This is a genomic window from Bacillus sp. 7884-1, from assembly GCF_002272245.1.
In the GTDB taxonomy this organism is placed as follows: domain Bacteria; phylum Bacillota; class Bacilli; order Bacillales; family Cytobacillaceae; genus Neobacillus.
On the sequence record NZ_NPDD01000021.1, the window covers coordinates 21287 to 36937 of the forward strand.

Sequence of the window (15651 nt, forward strand, 5' to 3'; positions counted from 1 at the left end):
TTAAATATTGGAGGGATTTTTCCAATGATAGCGAACTAATAATATGTAAAAATAATATTTTAATAGGAGGAAAAAGAAATGCCAAGTCTAGAAAGTATTGCGGTAAAACAATATTTAAAGGCTTATGCTGCATCTCAACCTGCAGGCTTTAATCTTGAAGCATCAAGAAAAGGATTGGAAATGTTAGCAAGCTTAACCCCTATTGCACCGGATGTAAAAGTAGAGAAAACCACAGTTGAAGGGATTCCAGCAGAATGGGTGGCAGCTCCAAACGCTGTAGAAGATCGAGTTTTCCTTTATTTACACGGTGGTGCCTATATTCTTGGCAATTGTAACACTCATAGAGGCATTGCAGCTAAGCTTTCCCGCTCAACGTCTTCGAAGGTATTATTGCCTGAATACAGGCTTGCACCAGAAAATCCATTTCCAGCTGCCATTGAGGATGCAGTTCAAGCCTATCACTGGTTAGTTTCCTCTGGGTATAAACCGGAACAAATCATTATTGGCGGTGACTCTGCTGGAGGCGGCCTTACTTTATCAACATTACTATCATTAAAAGAATCTGGGGATGAACTTCCTGCTTTGACTGTGCTTATTTCTCCTTGGACCGATTTGGAAGGTACAGGAGAATCTATGGAAACACGTGCTGATGCGGATCCATGGTTAAAATCAGAAGCTTCACGTGCAACTCCAGTCTTATATATTGGTGACTTAGATCGACGTACTCCCCTCGTTTCACCAATTTACGCTAACTTAGAAGGCCTTCCTCCGATGTTGGTACACGTTGGAAATGATGAGATACTTTTAAGTGACTCTGTCCGCCTTGTGGATCGTGCTTGTGCGGCAGGTGTGGAAGTAAGCTTTAAAGTCTGGGAGGATATGTGGCATGTATTCCATACATTTGAAATACCAGAAGCAAATCAGGCTATTGATGAAATCGGTGAATTTGTAAACCAAAAATTTAAGGTTAATGTATAAAAAGGATTTTCCCAATAAATTTATATAAAAGAAGAAAAAGCCATCTATATTTTTAGATGGCTTCCTCCCTAGTATTATCTTACTCTTGCAAAACCAAATCCTGAAGCGTAGTCATCTCCTGTTGCAGCTCCGTATCCCCCCTTAATATCGTATAATTTAGCTCTTCTTTGTAACTCAGAACGAAGCTGTGCATTTGACCATGATAAATTAGATGACCAAATTTTTGCTGCTAGCCCTGATACGTGAGGAGTAGCCATTGAGGTCCCACTAATCGTATTGTAGTTTCCATCGTACCAAGTAGATTGAATGTCTTTACCAGGGGCTGAGATTTCTACATCTCTTTCGTGGATGACAAAATCACCATCAGTTGATGGGTTTCCACGAGATGAGAAATCCGCTACACGATAAGTTCCATTTTGTTGAACATTTTCTAAAGCTGCTACAGCTACTGCATTCTTTAATGCTCCTGGATATCCAATGGTATTAGCAGCATATCCATCGTTACCTGCAGCGGCAACCACAAGCGTTCCCTTGCTATATGCATAATCTACTGCACTAGCAATCATCGTATCCTTACCTGCAGAACCTAATGACATAGATATAATAACCTTTGAGCCAGTTCTAACAGCTTCATCGGCAGCATGACGAATCGCTCCAGCAATATCATCTGAGTATCCAGATCCACTGTCACTTAATACCTTATATGCCCAAAGCTTTGCTTGTGGTGCAACCCCGTAAAACCCTAAACCATCAGATGCTCCGTGTGCAAGTGCAGATCCTGCCACATGTGTACCGTGTCCGTTTCGATCCGTACACGTTCCATTTACAAGCGCTAACGAGGATTGGGTAAAGTCTTTACATTGTTCACCGCTTCCTACTAAATCATAATGATTAATATAAACGCCAGTATCTAAAACGGCAATTTTAATTCCCGCTCCACCTGATGTACTTGTAATATTTGGATCATTGTAAATGGCTTGCATACCCCACGGTGTCCGGTCACTTGGAAGGGATGTAATTGCGGTTGTACCGATTGTATTTTTTGAAGCGCTTTCAATTCGATCCAATTGAACTTCTGGTACTTTTTCAATTGTTAGGTTCTTATTTTTTAATAATGCTTGATATTGCTTCGCATTCACCGTAGTTGAATAGCCTTCAGAACCGAAATCCCATCGTACTCCCGTACTTTCTTTTGCTTTTTCCTTATCAGAACTCGATCCTTTAATAATGACCCGGTAAGTTTCCTTTGAGTCTGTTACCTCACCATACGCAGCTGAGGCAAACAGTGAAACTCCCATTGTAAGTGCTAGTAATGCAGAGGCAATCCTTTTTTTCTTTTTCATCTTATTTCCCCTCTCAATTTTCTTATGTACAGCTTTTTTGCGGCTGTAATATTGAGTTTATTTAGAAATTTCAAATTAATCAATATATCATTCATCATAGGAAGTTGGGAAATAATTTGGGGTAATTACTAAAATTTTTAGTGCCTATAACGAATAAAGAGACCCCCATTTTTGAGGGTCCCTTCCATTCTAAATCTTTTATTCTTTTAAATCTTCAATTGAATCAATATCCATATAAGCAGGAACTACTAGTCCTAGTTTTGTACCTTTAAGGTTTTCTCCCAAATCCTCAAAATCACCTTCGTACTTGTCATAGTAATCTGCATGTGTCGATGGCAGCCATCCTGCCACATGAGCATCTAAGCTTCCATCTGCAACGCCAGTCCACATCGGTCCTGCTTCAACTTGAGTAAGTGTTACGTCATATCCTAAATCGGTTAACACCTTACCGATGACATTTGTACTGGCAATTTCACTATCCCAGGCAACGTAACCAAGCTTGATTTTTTCTCCGGAAGCTTTCTCTACTCCATCTGTCCATTCAGCCACTTTGTCAGCATTTTCCTCTACCCATTTAGCCGCTGCGGCTTCAGGATCTTCTCCATTAACGATATCATTCATAACAACATTCATATCATCAGGTGTCCACGTAAACTGATCAAGAACTTGATAGGCACCTGGATGATCATCCTTTAAACCATTTCTTGCAATACTATGAATGTTTTCGTCTTCACCAAAGACCCCTTTTGGATCCTCTAAGTATTTTAAATCGAATGAAGCAAATTTCCAATGTGGTGTCCAGCCGGTGACAATAATAGGCTCTTCTTTTTCATATGCCTTTTTTAATGCTGCCGTCATAGCAGCACTAGATCCTTCGACTAGAGTCCAATCCTCTAAGGCATATTCCTCAACTACTTTAGCTGAAGCCTTCATTAGACCGGCACCTGGGTCAATTCCAATAATCTCATAATCTACCTTTTCTCCTACTGTTCCTGCCTCGTTACTTGTTTTATCTGAACCACAAGCTGCAAGACCTACTGTTAATAAAGCTGCCGATAACGTTACCATCCATTTTTTCTTCATATTAAACAGTTCCCCCTTGTTTTTTACTTTTTCCAATATTTTGAGTAATTCGGTCGAGAATTATCGCAATCACGACTATGGATAGCCCTGCTTCAAACCCTTTACCAATCTGAATTTGTGTGACGGCACGGTAAACATCTGCACCAAGACCTGGTGCACCGACCATGGAAGCGATAACCACCATTGATAAAGCGAGCATAATACTTTGGTTGATCCCCGCCATAATTGTTGGCATTGCCAGTGGCAATTGAACCTTTAGTAATCTTTGACTGGTTGTTGAACCAAATGCTTCTGTTGCTTCAATAATATCCGCCGGTACTTGTTGAATACCCAAGATAGTTAAACGAATCGTCGGCGGCATAGCAAAAATGACGGATGCCACTACTCCTGGAACCACACCGATATTAAAAAAGAAAATAGCAGGAATTAAGTAGACAAAAGCAGGCATGGTTTGCATAAAATCAAGAACTGGTACCACAACGTTTTTTACCATTTGTTTTTGTGAAGCCCATATACCCATAGGAATCCCTAATAAAATGGAGATAAATACAGCGGTTAACACAAGTGCAAGTGTCTCAAGCATTGGCTCCCAGTAACCAAGGTTATCTACTAAAAATAAACCAATCAGTGTAAATAGGCCAATGCCTTTATTCGACACCTTCCAAGCAATGAGCGTTAATAAAATGATAAATACATAGGATGGTATAAAACCAAATCCAGCCACCATTCCTTCTACTACCGACTCTAAAATGATGGTGACCCCATCAAAACCTACCTCTAAATTTGTCGTCAGCCAATTAACAAAATCATCTACCCAAACAGCTATTGGGAGTTTTGGGAGCCATTGTTCCATGTTATTTTCACCTCCTTGCCTGATTGACCTGCCGCTGCCTCAGACTTTGCGGTATGTATTTGGTTGATGTCCTGATTGTTCCCTGCCAGGGCGCCGATGACGGCTCCTCTAACCAGAATTCCTTTTAGTCTGTTGTTATCGTCTACGACCGCAACGGGTATGGAGGCTGTTGAGACCTTATCGAATAAATCAGTAAGTAACGTATCCGGTGAAACTGTCGTTACCTCCTCTTTTAAAATATCCGTTAGACCTTGGCGGCTATCGATTGCTCGATTTGCCTCCGAGGCAGTCACTGCCCCAAGCAAGGTTTTCTTCTTATCAACGACATAAATACTCGAAATTCCTAGGTCTTTCATAATTTGAAGCGCAACCCTCGGACCTTTTTCAAGCGAAACCGTTTCCGCTCGTTTCATGACATGACCGGCAGTCAAGACTTTGGATAAGTCGACATCTTCTACGAATCTCTCAACATAGTCGTTGGAAGGGTTCATTAATATCTCTTCAGGCGTTCCAATTTGGACAATTACACCATCCTTCATCAAAGCAATGCGGTCGCCAATTCTTAGTGCTTCATCTAAATCATGCGTGATGAATACAATGGTTTTCTTCATTGTTGACTGAAGATCAAGAAGTTCATCCTGCATATCTTTTCGAATTAATGGATCTAATGCACTAAATGCCTCGTCCATTAATAAAATATCAGAGTCATTTGCTAAGGCTCTCGCTAATCCAACCCTTTGCTGCATACCGCCGCTTAATTGTTTAGGATATTGATGTTCATACCCTTCCAGCCCAACCAGTTTCAATGCATCCATTGCTTGTTTTGAGCGCGTTTCTTTCTGTATTCCCTGTACCTCCAAACCATACTCTACATTCTCAAGTATCGTTCGATGAGGAAGCAGAGCAAACTTTTGAAATACCATACTAATTTTCTTACGGCGAACCTCTCTTAATTGTTCTTTGTTCATTTTTACAATATCCTCACCATCAATGTACACTTCCCCAATGGATGGATCAATGAGACGATTAAGCATCCGGACGAGCGTTGACTTACCACTTCCGGATAAACCCATAATGACAAAGATTTCGCCAGCTTCCACCTCAAAGCTAGCTTTACTAACCCCAACCGTTGCCCCGGTTTTTTTTAGAATAGCTGCTTTCGATTCGCCTTCATTTAAAAGTTGAATGGCCTTTTTGGACTTTCCAAAAACTTTTGTGACATTTTGAACCCTAATTTTTATTGGATTACTAGTCATTTGTTCACCCCTATCTATCTATGTTGCTAGTAACACCACTTTCTGGTCTACCTGCCTATTATAGTACCAATTTCATGTAACGGGCAAAGTTGGTAATTAGCCATATTCGGTCGTAAAGTGTGTACAGAAAAAACTGTACACACTGCACATACAATATCCTTAATATTCCTCTAAAATGCTTCCATTTCCTTCGAATGTGAGTTCTTTACTTTTTATCGAAACATGATAGTCTAATAAAAGGACACGTTTAAGATAGGTGTGATGACAGGATGAACGGAGAAAAAGAGCTAGAACTCGCTCGTGAACGGGTAATTGATGCGATTTCTAAAAATATGAATTTATATGGAGTTACGGAATCTATCGGCCGATTATATGGGGCCATGTACTTTCAGGAAGGTCCGTTAACACTTGATGAAATGAAGGAAGAGCTTGGAATGAGTAAGACGAGTATGAGTACCTCTGTCCGAAGCTTATTGGAGTTGAAAATGGTGGGAAAGGTTTGGAAAAAAGGGGTCAGGAAAGATCTCTATCAGGCGGAGCCAGATTGGTATCAAACCTTCATCGATTTCTTTACCATAAAGTGGCGCGCAGGTATATCCCTTAATATAAGCGCTATGCAGAAATCTCTTAGTGAAATTCAAACCCTAGTAGATAATGACCGAGTGGACACTCATGTAAAAAACCAAGCAAACATGGATATTGAAAAACTAACTTCGGCAATAGAATATTATGAATGGCTCAACCGATTAGTGGATAGTTTTGAATCCAAGGAGATTTTTGAATTTATTCCCAAAAAAACGGAGAAATCATAAGATTCCTCCGTTTTTTTGACATCGTTTTAAGATGTGAAAGATTGAACTAAGATGGCTAAAACAAATACAGATAGAAAAATGCTTATATATCCACGGCTTTTTTTTCCTTTTTTAAGTTCGTCTAACCCGCCGACCAAAATAAAGGCACTTAATCCCAGCATCATAAAAGGCTGTGCCACGAAGTTTTTTGTCAGTAATCCAAATCCAGCTAATAATAAAACAACAAACCCTAATGTAATTCTTATCTTTTTTAACAAGGTATATCCCTCCTGTTCTTATTGTACAATACTGTACTAGAAGCACAATAAGAAAAAGCTGCCATGTGACAGCTTTCTGGAAAGTAAGTTATTCTTCTAACTTGCGATATTGGCCTCCGAAATATAATAACGGGTCCCCTTCGTTCACCTTTAGATCAGTAACCTCACCGATAAATAAAATATGGTCCCCTGCCTCAACTTCGTTGTAAAGATTGCAAGTCAGGTTCGCAAGTGCCCCCTTGATAACAGGTAATTCACCAAATTGTTCAAAGTTATATGGAGTTTCCTCTTTGATTTGCCCGGCAAAACGCATGGATTCTGTTTGCTGATCAGCGGATAAGAAGCTTACTCCAAATTTTTTGGATTGTTGGATGAGAGGCAGCATTCTTGCTCTTTTATCAATTGATACAAGTACTAATTTCGGATCTAAAGAGACAGAAACGAATGCATTTGCCGTCATTCCATGTGCTTCACCATCAACTTCAGTTGAAACAACGGTTATCCCTGTTGCAAACTTCCCCATTGCATTTCGAAAAAAACGATCATCCATTTCTCGACACCCCTACTCTTTTTTACGAATCTCTGATTGCTCTTTTATTAACTAGGTAACCTAGAAAACAAACACTCTTTCCTAATTTTATTATTTTTGTTATCTTGTGTCTAATTTTATGATTTTCCTATCTTGATAGGTATCAAAAGAGCGGTCAACTTTCCAATTACGACATATCGCAAATTTATGTATTCTATTGGTGAAAATAAAGTCACCCAGAAGAATATCTATCATGGTTCTTAAAAATATTCTTCGAGGTTTTGTTAAAAGGACTATAATCGTGTTTGGAGCGCCTATCAATAGGCGCCCCTCGTTTTAAAAAAGTCAATTCTATTTGATCGAGTTAGCTAATTCTTTAGCAAATTAATTGCCTGGTCCAACAATCCCATTAGTTGATGATGGGATTACACGGTTTCCTTCTACTTCAAATTGTTGAACTTGTAATACTTTAAGTGTAAGATCTAGTACAATTTTTTCACGTAAAAGGTTAAAGGCAGCTCCCGGCTTTTTAATGTTCGGTGAAAAATCGAGCTCAAAGAAATTTGCACGGATTAACTCGCCATAAGGTTGTTCATTATAATTGACTTGATTTTGAAAGAAATATTTATCAAAGCGTGGAGATAAGTCATCTTTATCATCTAGAAATTGTGCTGTAGCGTCTGATGATGCGGCAAGAATTGGAAATGCAAGGAAGTCTCCAGCAGTTAATTCTGCATAGCCTGAAAATGGGATTGTAGCAATTTTATCAACTAGTGGTCCATTACAAGCAACGGAAGCATACTCAATATTTTTACGAATTGTCCCAGCAACAAATAATTTTGCTCTTGTTACATTAAAAAAGTCTGTCCCTGGAATAGGTGCAAAGGCCACAGGCACGAGTTTAACTTGAGTTAGACTCACATTTTTATGAACTCTTTTAATCTCTGTTGCTGCAGGGAAAAGAGGAACATTTGCTTCAACTACAATTTGCAGAGTTCTCTCGGCTAATACAACTGGAACCTTAAGAGTTGCTGTACTAGGAATAAGAACACGTCCTACTGGAGAGTCACCAAACGCACCTTGTTGGTCTGAAACAACTGGACAGACCAGCGGTTGATCTTGATCTTTATTTTTACACATGAAAAAATCATCCTTTCAATTATATTGTTTTATTTGTATACACCAATATAGTATTCAGCATATACAAGCAGGTATAGGTTTTAAGAGTGGTGAAAGAGCCTTTTTTGAAAAATAGGACAGGTGTACTGTATTAAGTATCTATTAAGGATTGTCCATGGTGAGGAATAAAAAAAGACTACTAATGAAAAGTTACTTCACCAGTAGGCTTGTTCTCGTTTAAATCCAATTTTTAAGCATTTGAACTTGAACAGACTGTTCTTGGAGTAAATGAATCCCTAATTCCAATACGATAAATTGTTTTAGTTTGATTCTAGGGGTCTTTATATATTTTTGTTCATGCTTAAAAATATTAATATTTTGATGAATTTTAGAATAAATTAATTTGCCATGTGTATTTTCGGGATAATAGGAAGTCTTGATTAATTGTGTTTGATCGGCAGCAGATTTTTGTTGGTCAAGATTGTTTTGAAAGATGAATGATTTTTCCTCAATAGAACCGAAAAGAGGCGGGTGCAGGAAATGATTAATTTCTACTATACTGCCAAAGGGAATCGTTTTACTCATGGAATTAATCAGCCGTTCAGAGTATTGGCCATGATTTGTTTGAGTTGGGTTAGGACTATTTGTAGGGTAAGGTTGTGGCACATAACTATATCTATCGAAATTATGTTTTCTTAGGTACATTGAATTCTTTTTGTTCATTTTGTTGAAAGGTGATTGATTTTGCACATAATTCGGAGTTTGCTGATTTTCAAAAATATACTTAATATCTTGTTGAATGAATCCTTCAATTATTAATTTCCCCTTTAAAGCTTTGCAAGAACCGTTATCTAACACTGGCGACAATTCAGAAGGTATAAATTTACAAGTTTTCAATACTACTTTTTTAGAAATCTCTCTTATTTCTTTTACCTTTTCTGTGAAAATTTCTTCGTCCTCTAAACAAATTTCAATATTATATTTTTCAAGAATAACAGGAATTTGTATACCCAAGAAATCATTAGCCGTAATCATGTTATTTTCTTTCAAATCATTGGTACCAAAAAAATCTTTAGAAAAGGTCAATTGTTCCTCTTTATGATCATTAGATATTTTTTGCGATTCTTGATCTTCAAGGTATGTTTTTACTTTATCACTGGAAACAGGTATTTTTAGTTCCATTTCTTTTCCACCAACTGTTCCACCATGAGAGGTGTGCTCTTGACTAGATTCATCTGAAAGGGGTGGGATTGTCTGAGCATATCCCATTTCAACGTTTGTTTCGATAGGGGGGGTCTCTACAAAAGTTCCTTTTGCCGTAACCTCTGTTTGTTGGAATGAAGACGGTTCCTCTTCCCTTGCGGTTATTACGTTCTCCTCAGGAAATGAAGGCAGCTCTTCGTCCGCTTCAGTGACCATATTCTCTTCGAAAAGAGAGATCTGCTCAGAAATATTATTTAATTTTTCATTAAAAATTTTCGAGTATTTAATTTTTCTATCTATCGTAAAGGTAATCCGGTCATTTGCTGTTACTCGATTCTCATCTTTTACTGGTTCATTTTTTTTCATTCGATCCTTGTTCCTTTTTGAATCTCCTGTTTGTTTTGATTGATTTTCCCGGTTAATGGACCTTCTGCTGTTCTCTATGTTTTCTTCAATCTCGCATACACATTCCAATACAATCGGTTTTATTGGAAATCTCATAATTGTATTAGTTTGATTAGATACTAGTTCTTCCATTTTCTTTTTGTTTATCCATGGAGTCTGCACATTTTTCAACTCCTTAATTGCAAATCCTTACTTTATTTATGTATGCTTATTACTCATTAATGTGCCCGGATAGCTGATTAACAAAAGGCGGTACACTAGCCCAATTTTTCTATTCCTTTTTTGTAAAGGAAATCGGAGTTTCGTTCCTTTTGATTATTGCTTTTTGAGCATAATTTTATCTTTAATGTTGTTATTAGTCCAAGCATATCAGTACTTTTATAATATGTTATTAATGGAGGTGATGAATTTAGATGGTTAAACTCTTTATCGACCCCGGACATGGCGGTTCAGATCCTGGAGCTTTGGGGTATGGTCTGCAAGAAAAGAATCTTACTTTACCAATAGCCACGACTCTAAGGGATATATTATTAAATGAATATGAAGGTGTATCAGTCCTAATGAGTAGGACAAGCGATCAGACTGTCAGCTTAAGCGAAAGAACAAATGCCGCAAACAATTGGGGAGCAGACTATTATCTCTCCATCCATATCAATGCAGGTGGAGGTACAGGGTTTGAAAGCTATATTTATCCAGGAGTTGGCTCCCCTACAACGACATACCAGGATATCATTCATGATGAGATTCTAAAGGTAGTAGATTTTGCTAATCGTGGTAAAAAATCAGCTAACTTCCATGTTTTAAGGGAAACAATGATGCCAGCTTTGTTAACCGAAAATGGGTTTATAGATAACCCTAATGACGCTAACAAATTAAAATCATCAAGTTTCTTAGTAAGTATTGCCAGAGGACATGCTAATGGATTAGCAAGGGCATTTAATTTAACGAGAAAACCAACTGTTCTGTATAAGGTTCAGATTGGTGCATTTCGTATCAAGTCTAATGCAGACAACCTTGCATCAGAGGCAATGTCGAAAGGTTTCGATGCCGTTGTTTTACTTAGAGATGGTCTATATAAAGTCCAAATTGGCGCTTTCACATCAAAAGAAAATGCAGAATCCCTAGCTGCTAAAGCTAGGAATGCCGGATTTGATGCCATTGTGTTTATAGAATAATTCAGTTGCCCTAGCTAATTAAACTTTTAAGCGTGGGTAGTAGAGCAAGATTTAACATACCCCCGCCAGAAATACCTATTTAAAGTGGGGGTATGTTATAAGAATCTTCTCTCTCAATCCCATACATTTAACTAGGTTTCTATTAATTGTTTTTCCTCTAAATACTTGATTACTAGCGCAACGCATTCTTGAATTGAATACTTGTTTGTATCGATAATCAATTCTGGATTAACCGGTTCTTCATAAACAGAATCCACACCTGAAAACTCTTTTATCTTTCCCTCTCTTAGCTTTTGGTAAAGGCCTTTGGGATCCCGTTTCTCGCAAACATCCAACGGACAATTAACAAAAACCTCGATAAATTCATTTTTTTCAACTAATTGACGTACTTGATCTCGATCTCTTTGAAATGGAGAAATAAAGGCTGCAAGGACCACCTGACCACTATCTACGAATAATTTTGAAACTTCACCGATACGCCGAATATTTTCCTGTCTGTCTTCTTTTGAAAAACCTAAATCTTTATTCAGACCGAACCGGATATTATCCCCATCTAATATATAATTTCTAATTTTACGATCAAATAATCTTTTAGCTATTTCATTGGCGAGCGTAGATTTCCCTGAGCCCGATAATCCCGTAAACCAAAGGATAAAGCTTTTATGACCATTTTGTTCTCTCCGGTCTTTTTTTGTAATACTGGGATCATGCCATGTGATGTTCGTTGCCTGTGATTTTTTTTCTTCCACATGCACAATCTCCGTTTGTTTTTGTATACCTTTTATTAATACATCAACGACCTCTTTACGACTAAAGGTGCTTGGAGGATAAATACCGTTACGTAATAAGTTCCTTACTTTAGTCCCAGAAAGAACTACATGATTGTCTTTACCATGTGGGCATGTTTTGGTTGAAGCCATTGCCTTACACTTTAAGCAATAAAAACTATGTTCAAAGAAAAGAATGTTGATTCCAAGTTCCTCATTAGTGAAGTTTTTAAAGATTTCTTGTGCTTCATAGGTGCTGTAATAGTTACCTACCCCTGCATGATCACGTCCAACAATAAAATGTGTACATCCATAATTTTTACGAACGAGAGCATGAAAAACTGCCTCACGCGGGCCGGCATAACGCATTGCTGCAGGGAAAACAGATAGTAAAACCCTGTCTTTTGGATAATAATGATTTAACAAGACTTGATAACTTTCCATTCGAATTTTTGCTGGTATATCATCAAGCTTCGTCTCACCAACAAGTGGATGTAAAAAAAGGCCATCTACAATTTCAAGTGCTGATTTTTGGATATATTCATGGGCACGATGAATAGGATTCCTTGTTTGGAACCCAACCACCATATTCCATCCTAGCTCTCTAAATTTTCTTCTTGTCTCAGCTGGATTAATATGGAAAGAAGAAAATTCCCCTTTTTCAATTTTGTGAACTAATTTGATTTCTCCACCAGCAAAAATATCAGGCCGTTCATATAGTTTTTTCACTCCTGGATGCATTAGGTCACTTGTTTTATAAACGTTCTTTGCCTCTTTCTGTTTATTGGGTGTGTATAATTGATCTAATTTTAAGACACCATACACAACCCCCTCTTTAACTAGCTTTATCCACTCACCAACAGTTAAATCTTCCGCTTGCTTCTCATTTACTGGGAGTGTTATCGGAATACTCCAAACAGTACCATCCATAAGACGCATATTCTCAACTACGGATTCATAATCTTCTTTTGTTAAAAATCCTTTTAATGGACTGTAAGCCCCATTAGCTATAAGTTCGAGATCACTTAATGATATGTTATCTAGTTCTATTTCATTTTTTAGAGATTGATATTCAAAATCTGGATCAAATAAATTTACCAATGATCCTCCATGAGGAATACTCTGACTCATCACGAATACCTTCCTTTACTTTTATAATATTGGTAGAAGTCACCTCTTAGCTCAGGAACGTTGTTAATTTTGGTAAGGGATACCAACTTGTACATATTTTAAGTTGACAATTTTTGAGGGATTTAAATAGGGAAACATCCAATTTCATCCAAGATAAATATGCAAAATTATGATTAAAAAATAGATATATTCTTTTACAAATAGATTCAAATTGTCACCAAGATAGTAGCAAATAAAGAAATATGTCAATAATGGATGGTTATTATCATTAAGTTCGGGCAATCACTACACTTCCTATCCCTTTTGCTTTTAATAAAAAGCATTTAGTGGAATTTTTATTTAAGATTTATCCCTCTGCCATACATAAGCATATGTTTCCTCTAAACCTTGTAGAATATCAAAAGTAGGATGCCATTCAAGTGACTGAAGAGCACTTTGATTATTAAGACAACTATGTTTAATATCACCCTTTTTACCATCGACAAAAACATATCCAATAGGGGAACCGTGTATTTTATTTAAAAAGCCAATCAATTGGTTAATGGAGGTTGTCTTTGAGGTGCTGATATTGAAAGTTTGGCGGTCACCACTTTTAATTGCAGCGATATTGGCTAAAACAATATCCTTTACATAAATAAAGTCCCTAGTTTGTTCGCCATCCCCATGTATTAACAACATCTCATTCCTCTTTATGCGATTAAGAAATACTGCTATAACCCCTCCTTCTCCCTTTGGTAATTGCCTTGGACCATATACGTTTCCGTATCGAAGAATGGTGAATGGAAGTTTATAAAGATGAGAAAATATACGGATATAGGATTCGGCAGTTAATTTTGATAATCCGTAATACGAAATTGGTACAGTCAAATCGGTTTCCGATAATAAATCGGTCTCCAAATCTCCATAAACTGCTGATGTCGAAGCAAAGATGATTCTCTTTACCCGCGCTTCATGACATGCTTCCAAAATATTAATTGTTCCATTAATATTGACACTTGCATCATAATTTGGTTCGCTGATAGATTTTCCAACATCAGCCTGGGCAGCTAAATGGAATACTATATCCGGCTTTTCCTGGTTAATAATTTGTTTAGCCTTTGTACCCCGAATATCCTCTACATGAATAATGGCAGAAGGATGAACATTTTCCAATCGTCCCGCTATAAGGTTATCGAGTACATGAACTTCAAATCCTCGTTTAACAAGCTCTTCCACTAAATGGGAACCAATGAAACCAGCGCCTCCAGTAACGATCGCCTTCATAATATATAAGTCACCTCTTTTTTCTAACCATCTTATTCTCGAAAATTAGAAAAGGTATAAGACATGTACCCCTTTTTTTGTTTAGGGGTCTACTTTCAACATTTCCTGAAAATTTTTTTATTTGCCTTAGGACAGGTTCACTACATTCAATAACTAGAATTTGAATACCCTTTAATAATCCATGAAAAATTCATTTTAAAGAAAGTGGTTTTCTCCCACTTTCTTTTTTTGGATACCCCTTTTTTAAAAATAAAGATGGAAAAGGAAAAACACACAAGTTAAATTTTCGATTCTATAATGGCAGCAGCCCCTGCTACGGCTAGAACAAGAAAAAATGGATAAGTAATAGGAAAATAGAGATAGATAAACACTACAGTTATGGAGGACCAAAATCCTACACACCAAAAACAGCTTAGAAGAGAACCGATAAAATGCCTTATCCCCGTACCCTTTATGTCAATCGTCTCTTCTAGTTGACCGAAATTATTTTCTACTATATTCACAGAAAAGAATGGGCGTCTAATAAAAGAAGTAATTTTATCAAAGACAATTAAATGGGTTAAACGAAAGGAAGCAAAAATGATAATAAATAAATCCATCCAATCCAAACTGTACATACAATCACCTCATTTCTCACATAAATTTGATTCATTGTATGTTTAGACCCTTCAAACGTTCCTTAGATACCCTTATCAATTTATTGAATGAATGCAACAGGTAACGAATATAGTGAAATGACATAATATGTACTACAACTGGAGGGGATTTTTTATGGAGAACGATAAAATGCCAAAAGAAAAGCCGATAGTTTGTTCGGTTGTAACGGAATTACAAGCAGCACAAGTTGCTAAATTATGCGAGAGCTATGACATTCAAGCAATAATCCGAATGAAGCCTTTTGTTGATATTTCTCACCTGAAAAAAACTGTAAAGGCTAAGATGAAAGAAAAATTATACGAACCATGTCCGTGCGGTAAAGGAAAGAAGTTTAAGTTTTGCTGTTACCAAACAGAAGTTGATATAAAGCTATAGAAGAAACAGTCTTCCTTTTGGAGGGCCTTTTTTTGTGAGAGGACAACCGTATTTCCCAGACTTAAACAATACTTATCCTTAAGGGAGTGGACTAGGAATACATATTTTGTAACTACTTATAAATTTAGGGTTATCAAGAGAGGAAAAATAATTCAGACCGCAAGAAGCGGTCTTATAAAGTAAAAATTTGACGGATTTTTATTTATTTTAATTTATTTTTTACTCCCACCTGTTTGGGTTTTCCGCACCCGCATCCCCCAGAATCAGATTTCACCCTTTTATTGGAGACAACTCCCTGTGATAAATAATTGTCAGCTATTTTACGTCCCATATACACTTTTGATTGCGGTGAAAATTTTGGAGTAAGAGATCGACTTACGTTTTGCCCACCCCGTCTGGTTTTCAAATTAACTACCTCCTTGCTAAGTAGGGTTCCATAAATTAT

General features: G+C 37.2%; 16 protein-coding genes and 1 pseudogene. 4 read left to right on the forward strand and 13 right to left on the reverse strand.

Annotated features, from left to right (window positions below; all coding sequences use genetic code 11):
* Positions 1–78: 78 nt before the first annotated feature.
* Positions 79–978: an alpha/beta hydrolase gene (locus CHI06_RS03200; RefSeq protein ID WP_095246982.1), complete on the forward strand. Its 900-nt coding sequence runs from the start codon at positions 79–81 to the stop codon at positions 976–978.
* Positions 979–1052: 74 nt separating this feature from the next.
* Here CHI06_RS03200 and CHI06_RS03205 read toward each other — a convergent pair whose 3' ends face one another.
* The 4 genes from CHI06_RS03205 to CHI06_RS03220 form a co-directional block, all read right to left on the reverse strand.
* Complete coding sequence (locus CHI06_RS03205) at positions 1053–2321, reverse strand: S8 family peptidase (RefSeq protein WP_095246983.1); 1269 nt, start codon at positions 2319–2321, stop codon at positions 1053–1055.
* Positions 2322–2519: 198 nt separating this feature from the next.
* On the reverse strand, positions 2520–3404 hold the full coding sequence (locus CHI06_RS03210; RefSeq protein WP_095246984.1) for a glycine betaine ABC transporter substrate-binding protein: 885 nt from the start codon (positions 3402–3404) through the stop codon (positions 2520–2522).
* 1 nt (position 3405) lies between these two features.
* Complete coding sequence (locus CHI06_RS03215; protein ID WP_095246985.1) at positions 3406–4257, reverse strand: ABC transporter permease; 852 nt, start codon at positions 4255–4257, stop codon at positions 3406–3408.
* Positions 4227–5513 (reverse strand): quaternary amine ABC transporter ATP-binding protein, encoded by a 1287-nt coding sequence (locus tag CHI06_RS03220; RefSeq protein WP_095246986.1) that lies wholly within the window; start codon positions 5511–5513, stop codon positions 4227–4229. The genes CHI06_RS03215 and CHI06_RS03220 overlap by 31 nt, the downstream gene beginning before the upstream one ends.
* Before the next feature lie 269 nt (positions 5514–5782).
* Here CHI06_RS03220 and CHI06_RS03225 point away from each other — a divergent pair, with 269 nt between their 5' ends.
* Positions 5783–6325 carry a GbsR/MarR family transcriptional regulator gene (locus CHI06_RS03225; RefSeq protein WP_095246987.1) on the forward strand — a complete coding sequence of 181 codons (543 nt, stop codon included), beginning with the start codon at positions 5783–5785 and terminating at the stop codon, positions 6323–6325.
* A 26-nt stretch (positions 6326–6351) separates the two neighbouring features.
* On the opposite strand, the gene CHI06_RS03230 is transcribed toward CHI06_RS03225, so the two are convergent.
* The 4 genes from CHI06_RS03230 to CHI06_RS03245 form a co-directional block, all read right to left on the reverse strand.
* Complete coding sequence (locus CHI06_RS03230; protein WP_095246988.1) at positions 6352–6582, reverse strand: hypothetical protein; 231 nt, start codon at positions 6580–6582, stop codon at positions 6352–6354.
* Positions 6583–6670: 88 nt separating this feature from the next.
* Positions 6671–7132, reverse strand: a complete 462-nt coding sequence (locus tag CHI06_RS03235; protein WP_095246989.1) for a flavin reductase family protein — start codon at positions 7130–7132, stop codon at positions 6671–6673.
* Positions 7133–7495: 363 nt separating this feature from the next.
* Complete coding sequence (locus tag CHI06_RS03240) at positions 7496–8251, reverse strand: CsxC family protein (protein ID WP_095246990.1); 756 nt, start codon at positions 8249–8251, stop codon at positions 7496–7498.
* Positions 8252–8467: 216 nt separating this feature from the next.
* Positions 8468–9799: a DUF7852 domain-containing protein gene (locus tag CHI06_RS03245; protein WP_142300921.1), complete on the reverse strand. Its 1332-nt coding sequence runs from the start codon at positions 9797–9799 to the stop codon at positions 8468–8470.
* 452 nt (positions 9800–10251) lie between these two features.
* Here CHI06_RS03245 and CHI06_RS03250 point away from each other — a divergent pair, with 452 nt between their 5' ends.
* Positions 10252–11013 carry an N-acetylmuramoyl-L-alanine amidase gene (locus CHI06_RS03250; protein ID WP_095246992.1) on the forward strand — a complete coding sequence of 254 codons (762 nt, stop codon included), beginning with the start codon at positions 10252–10254 and terminating at the stop codon, positions 11011–11013.
* 131 nt (positions 11014–11144) lie between these two features.
* Here CHI06_RS03250 and cysC read toward each other — a convergent pair whose 3' ends face one another.
* The 4 genes and pseudogenes from cysC to CHI06_RS03265 all read right to left on the reverse strand — a co-directional run bounded on the left by cysC (position 11145) and on the right by CHI06_RS03265 (position 14791).
* Positions 11145–11768 (reverse strand): adenylyl-sulfate kinase, encoded by a 624-nt coding sequence (gene cysC, locus CHI06_RS30345; protein ID WP_257009152.1) that lies wholly within the window; start codon positions 11766–11768, stop codon positions 11145–11147.
* Positions 11769–12911 (reverse strand): annotated as a pseudogene (gene sat, locus CHI06_RS29630) (sulfate adenylyltransferase); the annotation flags it as partial.
* Between the two features lie 339 nt (positions 12912–13250).
* Positions 13251–14174 (reverse strand): NAD-dependent epimerase/dehydratase family protein, encoded by a 924-nt coding sequence (locus tag CHI06_RS03260; protein ID WP_095246994.1) that lies wholly within the window; start codon positions 14172–14174, stop codon positions 13251–13253.
* 278 nt (positions 14175–14452) lie between these two features.
* The gene (locus CHI06_RS03265; RefSeq protein ID WP_095246995.1) at positions 14453–14791 is read right to left on the reverse strand and encodes a DUF1360 domain-containing protein; all 339 of its coding nucleotides are present in this window, start codon (positions 14789–14791) and stop codon (positions 14453–14455) included.
* A 154-nt stretch (positions 14792–14945) separates the two neighbouring features.
* Between CHI06_RS03265 and CHI06_RS03270 the strand changes: the two genes are divergently transcribed.
* Positions 14946–15206: a DNA-binding protein gene (locus tag CHI06_RS03270; RefSeq protein WP_095246996.1), complete on the forward strand. Its 261-nt coding sequence runs from the start codon at positions 14946–14948 to the stop codon at positions 15204–15206.
* Positions 15207–15408: 202 nt separating this feature from the next.
* Here the strand turns inward: CHI06_RS03270 and CHI06_RS03275 are convergent, their stop codons facing one another.
* Positions 15409–15612 (reverse strand): hypothetical protein, encoded by a 204-nt coding sequence (locus CHI06_RS03275; protein ID WP_095246997.1) that lies wholly within the window; start codon positions 15610–15612, stop codon positions 15409–15411.
* Between the last annotated feature and the right edge of the window lie 39 nt (positions 15613–15651).

Coding starts and splice junctions, on each gene's coding strand:
- CHI06_RS03200 (WP_095246982.1), top strand. CDS start 79: ATGCCAAGTCTAGAAAGTATTGCGGTAAAACAATATTTAAAGGCTTAT.
- CHI06_RS03205 (WP_095246983.1), bottom strand. CDS start 2,321: ATGAAAAAGAAAAAAAGGATTGCCTCTGCATTACTAGCACTTACAATG.
- CHI06_RS03210 (WP_095246984.1), bottom strand. CDS start 3,404: ATGAAGAAAAAATGGATGGTAACGTTATCGGCAGCTTTATTAACAGTA.
- CHI06_RS03215 (WP_095246985.1), bottom strand. CDS start 4,257: ATGGAACAATGGCTCCCAAAACTCCCAATAGCTGTTTGGGTAGATGAT.
- CHI06_RS03220 (WP_095246986.1), bottom strand. CDS start 5,513: ATGACTAGTAATCCAATAAAAATTAGGGTTCAAAATGTCACAAAAGTT.
- CHI06_RS03225 (WP_095246987.1), top strand. CDS start 5,783: ATGAACGGAGAAAAAGAGCTAGAACTCGCTCGTGAACGGGTAATTGAT.
- CHI06_RS03235 (WP_095246989.1), bottom strand. CDS start 7,132: ATGGATGATCGTTTTTTTCGAAATGCAATGGGGAAGTTTGCAACAGGG.
- CHI06_RS03240 (WP_095246990.1), bottom strand. CDS start 8,251: ATGTGTAAAAATAAAGATCAAGATCAACCGCTGGTCTGTCCAGTTGTT.
- CHI06_RS03245 (WP_142300921.1), bottom strand. CDS start 9,799: ATGAAAAAAAATGAACCAGTAAAAGATGAGAATCGAGTAACAGCAAAT.
- CHI06_RS03250 (WP_095246992.1), top strand. CDS start 10,252: ATGGTTAAACTCTTTATCGACCCCGGACATGGCGGTTCAGATCCTGGA.
- CHI06_RS03260 (WP_095246994.1), bottom strand. CDS start 14,174: ATGAAGGCGATCGTTACTGGAGGCGCTGGTTTCATTGGTTCCCATTTA.
- CHI06_RS03265 (WP_095246995.1), bottom strand. CDS start 14,791: ATGTACAGTTTGGATTGGATGGATTTATTTATTATCATTTTTGCTTCC.
- CHI06_RS03270 (WP_095246996.1), top strand. CDS start 14,946: ATGGAGAACGATAAAATGCCAAAAGAAAAGCCGATAGTTTGTTCGGTT.